General features: G+C 69.5%; 16 protein-coding genes. 6 read left to right on the top strand and 10 right to left on the bottom strand.

Translation table 11 applies throughout. The features are described from left to right. Window positions 1–22: 22 nt before the first annotated feature. Together I5731_RS04125 and I5731_RS04120 are read right to left on the bottom strand one after the other, a co-directional pair. Complete coding sequence (locus I5731_RS04125) at window positions 23–547, bottom strand: gamma carbonic anhydrase family protein (protein WP_197310082.1); 525 nt, start codon at window positions 545–547, stop codon at window positions 23–25. A 129-nt stretch (window positions 548–676) separates the two neighbouring features. Beyond that, the gene (locus I5731_RS04120) at window positions 677–1,006 is read right to left on the bottom strand and encodes a DUF6949 family protein (protein ID WP_197310081.1); all 330 of its coding nucleotides are present in this window, start codon (window positions 1,004–1,006) and stop codon (window positions 677–679) included. 198 nt (window positions 1,007–1,204) lie between these two features. On the opposite strand from I5731_RS04120, the gene I5731_RS04115 reads away from it, so the two are divergent. Then, entirely contained in the window at window positions 1,205–1,960 is a 756-nt protein-coding gene (locus tag I5731_RS04115) for a hypothetical protein (RefSeq protein WP_197310080.1), read from the top strand. Window positions 1,961–2,011: 51 nt separating this feature from the next. On the opposite strand, the gene I5731_RS04110 is transcribed toward I5731_RS04115, so the two are convergent. The 3 genes from I5731_RS04110 to I5731_RS04100 all read right to left on the bottom strand — a co-directional run bounded on the left by I5731_RS04110 (window position 2,012) and on the right by I5731_RS04100 (window position 3,925). Beyond that, window positions 2,012–2,221, bottom strand: coding sequence for a DUF3126 family protein (locus I5731_RS04110; protein WP_197310079.1), 210 nt, complete (start codon window positions 2,219–2,221; stop codon window positions 2,012–2,014). 136 nt (window positions 2,222–2,357) lie between these two features. Continuing rightward, the gene (cysE, locus tag I5731_RS04105; RefSeq protein ID WP_197310078.1) at window positions 2,358–3,188 is read right to left on the bottom strand and encodes a serine O-acetyltransferase; all 831 of its coding nucleotides are present in this window, start codon (window positions 3,186–3,188) and stop codon (window positions 2,358–2,360) included. Between the two features lie 122 nt (window positions 3,189–3,310). Then, on the bottom strand, window positions 3,311–3,925 hold the full coding sequence (locus tag I5731_RS04100) for a hypothetical protein (protein ID WP_197310077.1): 615 nt from the start codon (window positions 3,923–3,925) through the stop codon (window positions 3,311–3,313). 445 nt (window positions 3,926–4,370) lie between these two features. Between I5731_RS04100 and I5731_RS04095 the strand changes: the two genes are divergently transcribed. Continuing rightward, a complete protein-coding gene (locus I5731_RS04095) occupies window positions 4,371–5,171 on the top strand; it encodes an enoyl-CoA hydratase (RefSeq protein WP_197310076.1) in 801 nt (266 codons plus the stop codon). Between the two features lie 869 nt (window positions 5,172–6,040). On the opposite strand, the gene I5731_RS04090 is transcribed toward I5731_RS04095, so the two are convergent. Then, a complete protein-coding gene (locus I5731_RS04090; RefSeq protein WP_197310075.1) occupies window positions 6,041–6,793 on the bottom strand; it encodes an alpha/beta fold hydrolase in 753 nt (250 codons plus the stop codon). A 125-nt stretch (window positions 6,794–6,918) separates the two neighbouring features. Here I5731_RS04090 and I5731_RS04085 point away from each other — a divergent pair, with 125 nt between their 5' ends. Continuing rightward, window positions 6,919–7,164: a zinc-finger domain-containing protein gene (locus tag I5731_RS04085; protein WP_197310074.1), complete on the top strand. Its 246-nt coding sequence runs from the start codon at window positions 6,919–6,921 to the stop codon at window positions 7,162–7,164. 70 nt (window positions 7,165–7,234) lie between these two features. Further along, on the top strand, window positions 7,235–8,428 hold the full coding sequence (locus I5731_RS04080; RefSeq protein ID WP_197310073.1) for an FAD-dependent monooxygenase: 1,194 nt from the start codon (window positions 7,235–7,237) through the stop codon (window positions 8,426–8,428). Window positions 8,429–8,431: 3 nt separating this feature from the next. On the opposite strand, the gene I5731_RS04075 is transcribed toward I5731_RS04080, so the two are convergent. From I5731_RS04075 to cysQ, 4 genes are all read right to left on the bottom strand, one after another. Then, entirely contained in the window at window positions 8,432–9,433 is a 1,002-nt protein-coding gene (locus I5731_RS04075) for an NAD-dependent epimerase/dehydratase family protein (RefSeq protein ID WP_197310072.1), read from the bottom strand. 361 nt (window positions 9,434–9,794) lie between these two features. Continuing rightward, window positions 9,795–11,708 (bottom strand): sulfate adenylyltransferase subunit CysN, encoded by a 1,914-nt coding sequence (cysN, locus tag I5731_RS04070; protein WP_197310071.1) that lies wholly within the window; start codon window positions 11,706–11,708, stop codon window positions 9,795–9,797. Beyond that, window positions 11,708–12,616: a sulfate adenylyltransferase subunit CysD gene (gene cysD, locus I5731_RS04065; RefSeq protein WP_197310070.1), complete on the bottom strand. Its 909-nt coding sequence runs from the start codon at window positions 12,614–12,616 to the stop codon at window positions 11,708–11,710. Before cysD ends, cysN begins: the two co-directional genes overlap by 1 nt. Window positions 12,617–12,793: 177 nt before the next feature. Continuing rightward, a complete protein-coding gene (gene cysQ / locus I5731_RS04060; protein WP_197310069.1) occupies window positions 12,794–13,633 on the bottom strand; it encodes a 3'(2'),5'-bisphosphate nucleotidase CysQ in 840 nt (279 codons plus the stop codon). A gap of 303 nt (window positions 13,634–13,936) precedes the next feature. On the opposite strand from cysQ, the gene I5731_RS04055 reads away from it, so the two are divergent. After that, window positions 13,937–14,728 (top strand): ABC transporter permease, encoded by a 792-nt coding sequence (locus tag I5731_RS04055; RefSeq protein ID WP_197310068.1) that lies wholly within the window; start codon window positions 13,937–13,939, stop codon window positions 14,726–14,728. After that, a complete protein-coding gene (locus tag I5731_RS04050; protein WP_197310067.1) occupies window positions 14,697–15,431 on the top strand; it encodes an ABC transporter ATP-binding protein in 735 nt (244 codons plus the stop codon). Before I5731_RS04055 ends, I5731_RS04050 begins: the two co-directional genes overlap by 32 nt. The last annotated feature ends 47 nt before the right edge of the window (window positions 15,432–15,478 follow it).

Below are 15,478 nucleotides of genomic sequence, written 5' to 3'. Positions count from 1 at the left end.
GCAGGGTGGACCGGCAATCGCCTCAGACCACGACCATCCCCGCCTTGAAACGCTTCCAGTTGCGGGCGTAGCCGTCGGCGGAGGCGCGCAGCCGCGCGATCGCCGCCTCGTCCAGCGTGCGCGTCACCTTGCCCGGCATGCCGACGACCAGCGAATTGTCGGGGATCACCTTGCCCTCCGGGATCAGCGCATTGGCCCCGATGAGGCAGTTGTCGCCGATCACCGCGCCGTTCAGCACCGTGGCGCCCATGCCGATCAGGCTGTTGTTGCCGATGGTGCAGCCGTGCAGGATCGCGCGGTGGCCGATGGTGCAGCCCTCCCCGATCGTCAGCGGAAAGCCCATGTCGGTGTGGAGCACCGAGAGCTCCTGGATGTTGCTGCGCCGGCCGACCCGGATTTCCTCGTTGTCGCCGCGCAGCACCGCGCCGAACCAGACGCTGGCGTCGTCCTCGAGCACGACACGCCCGATCAGCGTCGCATCCGGGGCGACCCAGGCGGCATCGGCGTCGAAGGCGGGGGTGACGCCGTCGAGGGCATAGATCGGCATCGGCTGGCTCCTTGGCGATGAACGGGCGCCGGGCGCCCACGCGAATGCCGCCATCTCGCCGGGACCGGCCGCCGCAATCAAGCCTCGGGATGTCGCAGGCCCGGCGCCGGACGGTCCGGGCGGCTGCGGTCAGACCAGGCTGGCGCGGATCGCGAGCGCGAATTCCATCACCACGACGCCAGAGCACAGGCTCCAGCCCGACGCGATCGCCAGCGTCGCCAGCAGCCAGCCGAGCGGGCGCCGCTCGATGCGCCGGCCGCGCAGCGCGTTGCGCATCAGGATCACCGGCCCGGCGAACATGCAGATCACGATGGTCGCGAGCCCGGAGGCAAAGCCGCCGCCGCTGAAATCGAACCGCGCCGGCTGCGCGGTGACGAGCTGGTAGAACGAGGCGATGACGCCCGCCGCGACGAAGCCGGCGGCGATGATGTAGCCGGCGATGGCGATTTCACCCAGCATGTCGTTTACGCCCTCTTAACCATGTTGGCCGGAATGATACGGCGATGCGCTCGTATGTGTCGCGTCGCAACACTCGTTCCGTTTTGCGGCAAGCCGGCGTTTACGGGAAATTCACCATGTTTTGCGGCGCGCCCGGCGGGCGCTGCTGCCCGGACTGTCTCCGAATGGGGCGGTCCGTCTCAATCCGGGAGGCTGGTCTTGCCCAGAATCGCCGACCCGTTCGAGGTCGACCAGAGCGCTTTCGAGGTGCGCCGGCGCCACCGGCCGGCCGACCGCGGCGGCTGGATCCTGCGCGTGACCACGATCTCGCTGTGCATCGCCGGGGCGCTGATGGTCGGCAGCTATGCGGTGAAATGGACGCGCGACATCGTCGGCCACGGCCAGCGCGCCACCGATCCGACGCCGATCGCCGTCTCGATCAACGGCACGCGCCTGCAGATCCCGGCCAACATGATCCGCTTCGACAACCAGCGCACCGATGCCGAGCAGCCGCGCATCGACCTCGGCGTGCACTGGCCGACGCTGCGCGGCTACGAGCCGGGCAACGCGGCCGCCTTCGTCGATCCGACCGATCAGGCGCCGCTGCTGTTCCTCACCATCCAGCGCCGCCAGGCCGCCACCGACAGCGCCGGGCGCCTCTCCAGCGTCTACCAGCACTTCTTCGCCGGCGACGCGATCGCGGCGCCGGACGGCCTCGTCGGCCATCTGCTGTCGGAAGATTCGGGGCTGGCGGGAGAGGAAGTCTATTTCGAGGCCGGCTCGACGCGGCCGTTCACGGTGCACTGCCTCGCCGAGGACGGCAGCGGCTTCCCGATGAGCTGCCTCAGCGAGATCCACGCCGGCGGCGAGCTCTCGGTGCAACTGCGCTTCCGCAAGGGGCTGCTGCCGCACTGGCAGAGCATTTCGCGCTCGACCCGCGCGCTGCTGGTCAGCTTCGGCGTCTTCCTGAACTGATCCCGCGGCGGCGCGGCACGCCCGAAGGCGCCGCGCCGGTCCGGTCGGTCGTTACTCGAGGTCGCCCTCGAGGATGGCCATGCTGAAATTGTAGGAGAGGTCGCCGTCCTCGTCGTCCTTGAACAGGATGCCGATGAACTCCTCGCCGACGTAGACCTCGGCCGAGTCGGTCTTGCGCGGCCGCATGCGGACCGAGATGGACGGGCTCGAGAACACCCGGCGCATGTAGGTCTCGACCTTCTTCAGTTCTTCCTTCGTCACGGCTGCGGCTTTCCTTCGTTGGTGTCGGTGCGGCGTCCGCCGTGGCGCCCCGCTCCGCTCGGGGGCACTTCTTGGCACAGCCGTGCCGGCAAACCAACCCTGCGCCGCGCAATCCGGCCCCGCAGGTCCCGGCCGCTCAGATCTCGGGACCGAGGTGGACGTGGTCCATGCTGCGCGACGGCTCCGAGCAGCCGGCCTCGCCGATCACCTTGGCCGGCACGCCCGCCACCGTCGTGTTCGGCGGCACCGGCTTCAGCACCACAGAACCGGCCGCGACGCGCGAGCAGCGGCCGACCTCGATGTTGCCGAGCACATTGGCGCCGGCGCCGATCAGCACGCCCTTGCGGATCTTCGGATGGCGATCGCCGGTTTCCTTGCCGGTGCCGCCGAGCGTGACGCCCTGCAGGATCGACACGTCGTCCTCGATCACCGCCGTCTGGCCGACGACGATGCCCGTGGCATGGTCGAAGAACAACCCACGCCCGATCCGCACCTCCGGATGGATGTCGACCTGGAACACCTCGGAGCTTCGCGACTGCAGATAATAGGCGAGGTCGCGCCGGTTCGTCGTCCAGAGCCAGTGTGCGAAGCGATGCACCTGGATCGCATGGAACCCCTTGAAGTAGAGCAGCGGCTCCAGCAGGCGCCCGCAGGCGGGGTCGCGATCGAGCACGGCGAGCATGTCGACCCGCATCGCCTCCGACATCGCCGGCTCCGCCGCATAGGCCTCGAGAAACGCCTGCCGCAGCGCCGAGGCCGGCACCGCGACGTGGTCGAGCCGGTCGGCCACCCGTTCGGCCACCGCGGCTTCGAGCGTCGGCTGGTCGAGCACGACCCGGTAGATGAAGCCGCCGAGAGCCGGCTCGCGGTCGACGGCGAGCATCGCCTCGTCCCGAACGCGGCGCCAGACCGGATCGACGCTGTCGAGGATGCGCGCGCCCGCCGCATGCTTGATCGAGACAACCATGAACCAGTTCCTGCGATGAAATTAGCCCGAAAGGCCGGTCGTTTCGCGTTGTCTTAGCATGGACCGGTCGCCGCAGGCAGGGGACCTTGGTCCGAAAGCGCGCCCAAACGGCCTGACGCCGTTCAACGATGCGCGAGTTTCAGGCCTTCCGCCATCGCCCGCCGCCCCGGCCCGACCGGCAGCGGCCGGTCCGCCCCGTCGCAGCGCCGCGCGCCCGGGCCGCCGCGCGCATCGGCGGCGCGCCGGTACACGGAGACGCCGGCGGCGACCGCGGCGTGGCGCCGGAGCACCATGGTGAGCATCGCCTCCCCCACCTGCTGCAGGTCGCAAGGCGCCCAGGCGATCCGCCGGTCGACGTCGTCGATCAGCGCCGCGAATGTCGCCGGCTTCACGACTTCCGCGGACGGTCGCGGGCCGAGGCGGAGATCGACCAGCCGGTGCACGCCGGCCACCGCATCGGCGGCCTCGGCCGGCACCGCCGGCGGCGCCGCACCGAGACAGATGTCGGCGATGGCGACGAGATCGGCGTGGGCCACCGGGCGCGTCTGGAGATGCCGCAGGACGGCGTCGCGCACCGCCCGTGGCGAGGCGGTCGGGCCGGGCGCGAGCTCGTGCGGCGCCAGCGTCCCCCCGCCGGCACCAGACGGCCCTGCCGCGCGCCCGGCAGCGGCGGGGGCAAGGTCTGCCCGCAGCAGATGACGCCAGCGCAGGCCATAGACGATCCGTGGAATTGCCACGATCCAGTCTGCAGAAGATGCGATCAACCTCATCGAACAAAGTTCCCCAAGCGCACGTCAGCCGATTTCAACTGTATTTCTCGAACCAATCCAAACCACCAAACGTGCCTTTGCCCCACTTGTTCTTCAATCCTCGCGATAGTCACAATGTTCATGATTAGAATTCTAAATTTTTAACGATACCTGTCATGCCCGATCATGAATCGATACCGGAGTTTTTCAAGCTGGATTTTTCGGCTGTTGGGGATATCCGGCGGCGCTGCTCGAAAAGCATTTGAGACATAAGCATTTTCCCTGTCATGCGCTGGACGCGGACCACACCGCAGATCGGCGGCGCAACCGCAGGGGGGCAACCGATCGGGCGGCACGGCGACGAATCGCCGGCTTGCCTCGGCCGCCGCGTCGCCGCATGAAGCCTGCACAGCGGTCTGGCGGGGCGAAGAGCATGGCGGACGAAGACATCGGCGGGCGGATCCGCACCGAGCGCAGCGGCGCGGCGGGCGTGGTGGTGATCGACAACCCCAGCCGGCACAATGCGGTCTCGAAGGCGATGTGGCTGGCGCTGCCGGCGGCGATCGCCGAGCTCGCCGGCGACCCGGCTGTCCGCGCGATCGTGCTGCGCGGCGCGGGCGACGGCGCGTTCGTCTCCGGCGCCGACATTTCCGAGTTCGCCGAGGTCCGCCGCAATGCCGAAAACTCCCGCGCCTACGAGGCCGCCAACGAGGCGGCCTTCGCCGCGATCCGCGCCGCGCCGAAGCCGACCATCGCCATGATCCGCCGCTTCTGCATCGGCGGCGGCATGGGCCTCGCCGCCGCCTGCGACATCCGCATCGCCGCCCGCGACGCGGTGTTCGCGGTGCCCGCCGCCCGCCTCGGCCTCGCCTATCCGCCCGAGGCCGTCGCCGATTTCGTGCGCCTGATCGGCGCGGCGCGGACGAAGGACCTGATCTTCACCGCCCGCCGCGTCGACGCCGCCGAGGCGGCCGCCATCGGCTTCGTCGACCGGCTCGTCGAGCCCGCCGACCTCGAGACCGCGACCGCCGACTACGTCGCCGCCGTCGCCGCCAACGCGCCGCTGACCCAGGCCGCGATCAAGGCCGCCGTCGCCGCCATCGTCGCCCTGCCCGGCACCGCCGACTGGACCGCCGCCCACACCGCCGCCGAGCGCTGCTTCGACAGCGCCGACTACGCCGAAGGCCGCGCGGCGTTTCTCGCCAAGCGCGCGCCGGTGTTTTCGGGCGACTGAGGTCGGCGGTCGGCGGGGTCGCTGCGCGAACCGGACGACGGCGCAGAGGCTTGGCGGCGAGAGCGGACTCGGATGATCAGCTGGAGGTGCGGGGTTCCCCGATCGCCCCCTAACGACCGATCCCGGACCGCGGCGGCGATCCCAACCCATCCATCGTGCCCGGACCCATCCACTGCCCCCAACCTCTCCCGCGTCTTTGCCGGGCTCGACCCGGCAACCTACTGGCCTCGCCGACACGCACGGATCTCTCGGCCGGGGATGCTCTCTCCACCATCGCCGGCGGCGAGGCTATTGGGTCGCCGGGTCAAGCCCGGCGAAGACGGTGGAGGGGAGGCGCGCTACGGCGGGCGCTCATGCCCCGGGGCGTCGGGCCGAGCCTGCGGACACCACCCATGCAGCCTGACTCGATCTCTCAGCGACATGAATCGGCGCCTCAACGACCTGACTCACCACCTCAGCGAGATGACTCCAACTCGCAGCGAGACACCTGAAACGAGTCCCGAACCAGCGACTTGGTCCCCGGGTCTGACTCGCTTTCCGAGCGGTCCAGGCCCGTGTCTCGCCGCGCCGAGGAGCCCGCGGCACCCCCGCCATCAACCTCTGCGCGACCATGTCGACGACCGGACACCACCCCGCCGTGAAGTCAAACCGCGACGGTGATTCCTCTTGCCAGACCGGCGCCGCTCTGATTCTCTCTGCCCCGGACAGCGCATCGCCGCGATTTCGCTTTCTGCCTCTGGGTGAAGTTCGAAAACAGATTCGGAGTGCGCGTTAATCCTCTGTTTACGCTGATTGATCGTCCATCTCTTCATGTTGCTCATCAACGTGAGCAAACCGACCTAACCGTGCAGCGTGAAGAACCGGCCGTCTCACCCCTGACGCCGCCAAAAGTCCAGCACTCCGGCCTTGAACGCCTTGTCGCCGACCGCCAGCATGTGATCGCGGTTGGGAATTTCCAACGCTTCGGCATTCGGCAGAAGCGCCGCCAGACCGGCCGCCGAGCCAGCGATCACGTCCTTGCTGCCGACCGCCACCAGCGCCGGGGTCCGGATGCGCGCGACGTCCTCCGGCGACAACGTTTCGCGGATCGCCTTCATGCAGGCGGCGAGCGCCACGCGGTCGCTGCGCGTCTGGTCGGCGAACTGGCGGAACGCCCGCCCGGTCGCGTCCGACACGTCGTCGAGGCTCGCCGCCTCCAGCGCGTCGATGATCGGCTGCGACGAGCCGAGGCCTTCGACCAGCCCCATGCCGAGCCCGCCGAAGACGACGCTACGCACCCGGTCCGGATGCGCCAGCGCCAGCAGCGCCGAGATGCGCGCGCCCATCGAGTAACCGATGACGTCGGCCGCCGGCAGGTCCAGGTGATCGAGCAGCGCCCGGGCATCCCCGGCCATCAGGCTCGGGCGATAGAAGCGCGGGTCACGCGGCTTGTCGCTCTCGCCGTGGCCGCGATTGTCGATGGCGATCGCGCGCCGGCCGCTCTTCACCACCGTGTCGACCCAGCCCGGATAGACCCAGTTGATCGCCTTGTTCGAGGCGAAGCCGTGGATCATCAGCACCGGATCGCCGGCACCTTCGTCGAGATAGGCGAAGTCGAGGTCGTCGTGGCGAAAGCTTGGCATCCTGGGTCCTCGGAACGGTGGCGGTCAGGGTCATTCCGCATGGGGCGGCATGACGAAACCTCTACCCTCGACCGGCGGCCGGGGCTATGGTGCGGCGCGATCGCAAGACAGAGGACAGGCGCGAGATGGCAGAACTGGTCGTCCCCCATTTCCACAACGACGCCGGCGTGGACGTGATTCTGGTCGGCGCGCGTGAATTCATGTGCATCGGCGCCAAGCCCCCGTTCGACCATCCGCACGTGTTTCTCGACATGGGCAGCGATAACGAGAAGATCTGCGGTTACTGCTCGACGCTGTACCGCTACGACCCGTCGCTGAAGGCCGGCGCCGCGGTGCCGGCGGAATGCGCGCTGGTCCTCGACCACGCCTGATCCCCTCTTCCCGGCCGAACGGCAGAGCGCCCTTGGCGGCGTCGGCACGGCCGCAAATGGACGTGCGGCCTTGGCCGATCGCCACCCCGTCTTCATCAACGGCGCCGGCATTGCCGGCCTGACGCTGGCGCTCGCCCTCGCCCGCCGCGGCATCGCCTCGGTGGTGGTGGAGCGCGCCGGTGAACTCGCCGAGGTCGGCGCCGGCATCCAGATCTCGCCGAACGCCGCGCATGTGCTGGTCAGTCTCGGCCTCGGCGCCGCGATCGGCCGCTGGGCCGTGCGGCCGGAGGCCGTGGCGATCCGTAGCGGCGGTGACGGCCGCCTGCTCGCCCGGCTGCCGCTCGGCCGGCAAGCCGCGGCGCGCTTCGGCGCCCCTTACTGGACGCTGCTCCGCGCCGACCTGCAGCAGGCGCTGCTCGCCGCCGTCGCCGCCGAGCCCGCCGTCACGCTGCGGCTGGGCGCCAGCGTCACGACCGTCGCCGACGACGGGCCGGCGATGACCGTGCACTGGCGCGACGCCGCCGGCGACCATGCCGACGCCGCCGCCTTGCTGGTCGGCGCCGACGGCGTCTGGAGCGACGTGCGGGTGCGCCTCGTCGGCGGCCCGCCGGCCGCCTACAGCGGCCGCGTCGCCTTCCGCGCGACGATCCCGATGAGCGACTCCGGCCTCGCCGCGGCGCTGGAGCCGGCCACCGCCACCGGCCTCTGGCTCGGCACCGCCGCCCACTTCGTCCACTACCCCGTCCACGCCGGCGACCGGCTCAACCTCGTCGCCCTCGTCGACGACGCCTGGACCGCGACGCGATGGAACACCGAGGCGACCGGCTACGACATCGCGCCGCATTTTTCCGGCTGGGCCGAGCCGATCCGCCGCCTGATCGCCGCGCCCGACACCTGGCGCAAATGGGCGCTGTGTGCGGTGGATCCGGCCGGCCCCTGGTCGAAGGGCCGCGTCGTGCTGATCGGCGACGCCGCGCACGCCATGCTGCCGTTCGCCGCGCAAGGCGGCGCGATGGCGATCGAGGATGCCGCGGTGCTCGCCCGCCACGTTGCGGCTGAAGCCGATCCGACGCGCGCGATCGCCGCCTATGTCGCCGCGCGGCGCGGCCGCGCCAGCCGCGTCGCCGCCCTCGCCCGCCGCAACGCCGCGATCTACCACCTCGATGGTATTGCGGCGCGTGGCCGCGACCTCGGCATGCGCCTCGTCGGCGGCCGGCCGCTGGCGGCGAGCGTCGACTGGATCTATCGCTGGCGGGACGGCTGACGCTCAGGCGGCGTGGTAGGCGCGGTACCAATCGACGAAGGCGGTGACGCCGGTCTCGAGGTCGGTATCGGGCACATAGCCCGTGAGTTCTCGCAGCAGCGCCGGATCGGCATAGGTGCGCGGCACGTCGCCCGGCTGCATCGGCAGCAGCCGGCGCTCGGCGGTCAGGCCGAGCACGCGCTCGATGGTTTCGATGAAGGCGATCAGTTGCACCGGCGCGCCGCCGGCGATGTTGACGATGCGGTGCGGCGCCACCGGCGACAGCGTGTCGATGGCCGAGGCCGGCGCGCCCCGCACCGGCACGACGTCGATCAGCCGGACGATCGCCTCGACGAGGTCGTCAATATAGGTGAAGTCGCGCGCCTGCCGGCCCTCGCCATAGACGTCGATCGGCGCCCCGGCGAGAATCGCGCTGACAAACTTGAACAGCGCCATGTCCGGCCGGCCCCAGGGTCCGTAGACCGTGAAGAAGCGGAACAGCGTTGTCGGCACCTCGAAGAGATGCGCATAGGAGTGCGCCATTACCTCGCCCGCCTTCTTGGTGGCGGCATAGAGGGTGATCGGCTGGTCGGTCGGGTCGGTCTCGCGGAACACGGGCGCCTCGGAGAGGCCGTAGACCGAGCTGGTGGAGGCGATCAGCAGGTGCCGCGGCTGCAGCGCGCGGGCGATTTCCAGCACGTTGGCGGTGCCGACGAGATTGGCGTCGACATAGGCCTTGGGCGCCTCGAGGCTGTAGCGCACGCCCGCCTGCGCCGCGAGATGCACGATCACGTCCGGCGCCGCATCCTCCGCCGCACGCTCCAGCGCCGCCCGGTCCTCCAGCATGCCGAGATGGGCCCGGAAGCCGTTCGAGCGCGCGAGGATCGCATGCCGCGCCGCCTTCAGCTTCGGATCGTAATACGGCGTCATCCCGTCGAACCCGGCCACGAAATGCCCGTCGGCGAGCAGCCGCCGCGCGAGATGGAAGCCGATGAAGCCCGCCGTGCCGGTGATGAGGAAGCGCATGAGGTCGTGAGGACCGTTCCTGGAGGGAAAGCTGCCGACCTGCGTAGCGGACAGCCATGACGCCCGCACGACATGAACCGCGCCGGGTGGCAGCCAGCGCGTTCAGGCGCGGCGCGGCGGCGCGGTCGCGGTGGGATCGCTGCCACCGAGCTCGGCGAGCCGACGGGCGCTCTCTCGCTCGATTAAGGCACAAGGCGCCCCGCCCGCCGGAGCCGATGGCTCCGTCAGGCCCGTGGCAGCGCGCGCCTTGGCAACGAGTTCATCTTCGCGGGGCGATGGGGCCGGCATGCGATCCTCCGAATGTCGGAACGACGCATGATGCCTGTTTACGGTCACCGGCAACAGCCGGCAGCCTCCCCCCTCACCCGATGTAGCCACCGTCCTTCAGATGGGCCACCACCCGGTCCGCCAGCGCCTCCAGCGGCTCGGTGCCGGCGGCGAGCACCAGTTCCGCGCTTTCCGGGGGCTCGTAGGGGCTGTCGATGCCGGTGAAATTCTTGATCTGGCCGGCGCGGGCCTTGCGGTAGAGGCCCTTGACGTCGCGCGCCTCGGCGATCTCCAGCGGCGTGTCGACGTGCACCTCGATGAACTCGCCCGGCCCCATCAGTTCGCGCGCCATCAGCCGCTCCGAGCGGAACGGCGAGATGAACGAGACCATCACGATCAGGCCGGCGTCGACGAACAGCTTCGCCGTTTCGGCGACGCGGCGGATGTTCTCGACGCGGTCGGCGTCGGTGAAGCCGAGGTCGCGGTTGAGGCCGTGGCGGACGTTGTCACCGTCGAGCGTGTAGGTGTGCCGGCCGAGCAGGTGCAGCTTCTTCTCGACGAGGTTGGCAATCGTCGACTTGCCGGCGCCGGAAAGGCCGGTCAGCCAGATCACCACCGGCTTCTGGCCCTTGGCCGCGGCGCGCGACTCCTTCGAGACGTCGAGCGCCTGCCAGTGGATGTTGTCGGCCCGGCGCAGGCCGAAATCGACCATGCCGGCGCCCACCGTCTGGTTCGACATGCGGTCGATGACGATGAACGCGCCGGTCTCGCGGTTCGACGCATAGGGGTCGAAGGCGACCGGCTCGGCGAGCGCGAAGTTGACCAGCGCGACCTCGTTCAGCGCCAGCGTCTTCGCCGCGAGCTTGTTGAAGCTGTTGACGTCGATCTTGTGCTTGATCTCGGTCACCGTCGCCGACACCGTCTTCGGCCCGATCTTCAGCAGATACGGCCGGCCGGACAGCAGCGGCTCGTCGGCCATCCAGATCAGGTGGGCGGCGAACTGGTCGGACACGTCGGGCCGGTCGGTCGGCGCCGACAACAGGTCACCGCGCGAGATGTCGATCTCGTCGGTGAGCGTCAGCGTCACCGCCTCGCCGGCGACGGCCTCCGCCGCCTCGCCGTCATAGGAGACGATCGCCTTCACCGTCGTCGAGCGGCCGGATTTCGCCACCACCACCGGATCGCCCGGCCGGACACGGCCGCTGGCGATGGTGCCGGCGAAGCCGCGGAAGTCGAGGTTCGGCCGGTTGACGAACTGCACCGGCAGCCGGAACGGCTTTTCGAGCAGATCCTCGGTGACTTCGACGGTCTCGAGATGCTCGACCAGCGTCGGCCCGGTGTACCAGCCCATGTTCGGGCTGCGATCGAGCACGTTGTCGCCGTAGCGGGCCGACAGCGGGATCGCCTGCAGCGTCTTGAAGCCGAAGTCGGCGGCAAACACGCGGTACTCCGCGGCGATCTTGTCGAACACCTCCTGCGAGTAGCCCATCAGGTCGATCTTGTTCACCGCCAGCACCACATGGCGGATGCCGAGCAGCGAGGCGATGAACGAATGGCGACGCGTCTGGGTCAGGATGCCCTGGCGGCTGTCGACGAGGATCACGGCGAGGTCGGCCGTCGAGGCGCCCGTCGCCATGTTGCGGGTATACTGCTCGTGGCCGGGCGTATCGGCGACGATGAACTTGCGCCGGTCGGTGGCGAAGAAGCGGTAGGCGACGTCGATGGTGATGCCCTGCTCACGCTCGGCCTCCAGCCCGTCGACGAGCAGCGCGAAGTCGATCTCCTCGCCGACCGTGCCGTGCCGGCGCGAGTCGCGCTCGAGGCTCTTGAGCTGGTCTTCGAACAGCAGCTTGGTGTCGTACAGCAGCCGGCCGATCAGCGTCGACTTGCCGTCGTCCACCGACCCGCAGGTCAGGAAGCGCAGCAGCGTCTTCGTCTCGTGCCGGGCGAGATACTCCTGGAAAGCCTCGAGACCGAGTTCCTCGACGGGCGTCTCTGCGAGCGACATCAGAAGTAGCCTTCCTTCTTCTTCTTTTCCATCGAGGCCGACTCGTCGTGGTCGATCAGCCGGCCCGAGCGCTCGGAGGTGCGCGCGATCAGCATCTCGCGCACGATCTCCGGCAGCGTCGCGGCATCGGACTCGATCGCCCCGGTCAGCGGATAGCAGCCGAGCGTGCGGAAGCGCACGAGGCGCTCTTCGGCGCTCTCGCCGGCGCCGAGCGGCAACCGCCCGTCGTCGACCATGATCAGCATGCCGTCGCGCTCCACCACCGGCCGCATCGCGGCGTAGTAGAGCGGCACGATCGGGATGTTCTCTTTCAGGATGTACTGCCAGATGTCGAGCTCGGTCCAGTTCGACAGCGGGAAGACGCGGATGGATTCGCCCTTCTTCACGCGGGCATTGTAGAGGTTCCAGAGCTCCGGCCGCTGGTTCTTCGGATCCCAGCCGTGGCTCGCCGTGCGGAACGAGAAGATGCGCTCCTTGGCGCGGCTCTTTTCCTCGTCGCGCCGGGCGCCGCCGAAGGCGGCATCGAAGCCATACTTCGTCAGCGCCTCCTTCAGCGCCTCGGTCTTCATCACCTGGGTGTAGTAGGACGAGCCGTGGTCGAACGGGTTGATGTTCTTCGCGACGCCGTCCTGGTTGGTATGGACGATGAGGTCGAGCCCGAGCCGGGCGACGGTCTCGTCGCGGAACTTCACCATCTCGCGGAACTTCCACGTCGTGTCGACGTGCAGCAGCGGGAACGGCGGTTTCGCGGGGTAAAACGCCTTCATCGCGAGATGCAGCATCACCGACGAGTCCTTGCCGATCGAGTACAGCATCACGGGGTTGCTGAACTCGGCGGCGACTTCGCGGATGATGTGGATGGATTCGGCTTCGAGCCGCTTCAGATGCGTCAGGCGATCGACGGACACGGGAACCTTTCCCTCGGCAACCGGCGCTGTGGCGACACTGCCGCAACCGCCGCGACGCGCCAGATGCCGCCGCGGTGCCGGACGGGCTAGTCGCCGCCGACGCCGCCCGCACCGGGCGCTCGAAAACTCGGCCCCCTATATCTGGTCGGCCCCGGCAAGTTCAAAGCAAATCGTCGCTCAACTCACCGTGTCGTCGTGAGTGACGAGGGCGAGCGGCCCGGCGGCGATGAAGGCGGGGTTGGCGAAGTCGCAGTCGCCGCGCTGGTTGCGCTTGCCATAGGCGAGCGGCGCGCCGTCGACGGTCACCACCTTGCCCCCTGCGGCGCGCAGCACGGCGTCGCCGGCCGCGGTGTCCCATTCCATCGTGCGCCCGAAGCGCGGGTAGAGATCCGCCTCTCCGCCCGCGACGAGACAGAACTTCAGCGACGAGCCGGCGGCGCGATAGTCGGACACCGGATAGCGCGCGAGATAGGTCCGCGTCTCCGCCGTGTCGTGCGACCGGCTGCCGACGGCGACGACGCCCTCGCCGCAGGCGCGCACCGCGATCGGCTCGAGCGCCCCGGCCGTGCCGCCGGTGACGCTGGCGCGCACCGCCCGGCGGCTGTCGCCGCGGGCGATGCCGGCGAACACGCTGCCGAGCGCCGGGGCGTAGACGACGCCCGCCACCGGCGTGCCGGCCTCGATCAGTGCGATGTTGACGGTGAACTCGCCGTTGCGGCCGATGAACTCGCGCGTGCCGTCGAGCGGATCGACGAGAAAGAACCGCTCCGCCGTTTCCGGCACCCGGCCCGCCGCGACCTCTTCCTCTGCGACGACCGGCACGCCGGGCGCATAGGCCGCGAGCGCCGCGAGAATGACGGCCTCGGCCCGCTCGTCGGCCAGCGTCACCGGCGACGCGTCGGCCTTGTGTGCGACGGCGATCTCGCCGGCCTCATAGACGGCCATGATCTCGCGGCCCGCGGCGAGCGCGGTCTCGATCAGGAACGCGAGAAAATCATCGTCGTCGAACGCGGCCATGCAGGCGGCTCCTCGGTCCGGGAACTAGTGCGGCGACGCGACGCCGCACGGCAGGGTGCCCGGTTGCCGAAACGGGCGGAACGGCGGCGATTTCGGCTCCAGGCCCGTCGCCCGGCCCGGAACCTTAACGTTTGTTCACCTGACGCGGCTATCGTCGGCGCCTATCGTGGCAACACCCGCCCGTCGGGACCTGAGCGGCACCGCAGAGTGCCGGACAAGCTGGAGGATCCTCCCGATGGACCGCTGCGCCGCAGCCATACGCCCGCGCACCGGACGACGCAACCGTCGCGCCGGGACCTGAGCATGGCCGTCGCAGCCGATGCCGGACGCCGCCGCCGCGGCGGCAAGGGACGCCTCATCGGCGCGCTGGCGTCGACCGCATCCGTCTTCGTCGTCTGGGCCGTCGCGGCGCTGATCGCCGACAGCCGGCTGCTGCCGACGCCCTGGCGCGTGTTCGACCTGATGATCACCGCGATCGTCTCCGGCGATCTCGTGTTTCACCTCACGGCTACGCTCGGCCGCGTCATTGCCGCCTTCACCGCGGCGATGCTGATCGGCTCGGCGATCGGCCTCGCCATGGGCCGCAGCCGCGTCGTCAATAGCGCGCTCGACGTCTGGCTGGTGCTGCTGCTCAACATCCCCGCCCTCGTCGTCATCATCCTCGCCTACGTCTGGTTCGGGCTCAACGAGACCGCCGCGATCTGCGCGGTGGCGCTCAACAAGCTGCCCAACGTCATCGTGACGATCCGCGAGGGCGCCCGCGCGCTTGATCCCGATCTCGACCAGATGGCGCGGGCCTTCAAGCTCAACTGGCGCAAGCGGTTGTTCGAGGTCGTGCTACCGCAGTTGCAGCCCTACATCGCCGCCGCCGCCCGCTCCGGCCTGTCGCTGGTCTGGAAGATCGTGCTGGTCGTCGAGCTGCTCGGCCGCTCGAACGGCATCGGCTTCCAGCTCAATCTCTATTTCCAGCTGTTCGACGTCGCGAGCATCCTCGCCTACGCCCTCTCCTTCATCCTCGTGATGCTCAGCATCGAGATCTTCATCCTGCAACCGATCGAGTCCCGTGCAAACCGCTGGCGCATCCAGACCCGTTGAGGTCCGCATCGATCGCAAGGTCTTCCACGGCGCCAACGGCGGCGAGGTCGAGGCCGTGCGCGGGCTGGACCTTTCCATCGCCGCCGGCAGCCTGACGGCGCTGATCGGCCCGTCGGGCTGTGGCAAGACGACGACGCTGCGCATTCTTGGCGGTCTCGACCACGACTATGACGGCAGCGTCAGCGTCGGGCCGGAAACCCGCATCGGCTATGTCTTCCAGGAACCGCGCCTGCTGCCCTGGCGCAGCGTCGACCAGAACGTCCGGCTGGTGCTGGACGATCCGGACGCCGTCGACCTCACCGCGATCTACGGCCGGCTCGGCATCTCGGACATGGGCCGCCGCTTTCCCGGCGAACTGTCGCTCGGCCTCGCCCGGCGCGTCTCGATCGCCCGCGCGCTGGCGATCCGGCCCGAAATCCTGCTGCTCGACGAGCCCTCCGCCTCGCTCGACGAGACCACCGCCCAGCGCATGCGCGCGCTGATCCTCGATGTCTGGCAGGCGGACCGGCCGACCACCGTGCTGGTGACGCACAACATCCGCGAGGCGATCCAGCTCGCCGACCGCCTCGTGCTGCTCGCGCCGCGGCCCGGCCGCATGATCGGCGATGTCGCGATCGACCGCCCCCAGGACGCGCGCGACACCGCGTTCATCGAGACGTTGCGCGAGGACCTGATCCGCCGCTTTCCGGAGACGATCGCCTGAGCGCCGGCTGATGGTCGGATGCAACGTGCGCGCTGGCGAGAGCCCGC

Source organism: Methylobrevis albus (genome assembly GCF_015904235.1).
GTDB classification, from domain to species: domain Bacteria; phylum Pseudomonadota; class Alphaproteobacteria; order Rhizobiales; family Pleomorphomonadaceae; genus Methylobrevis_A; species Methylobrevis_A albus.
The sequence above is the reverse complement of the archived record's forward strand: the minus strand, read 5'-3'. Positions and strand labels throughout refer to the sequence as shown.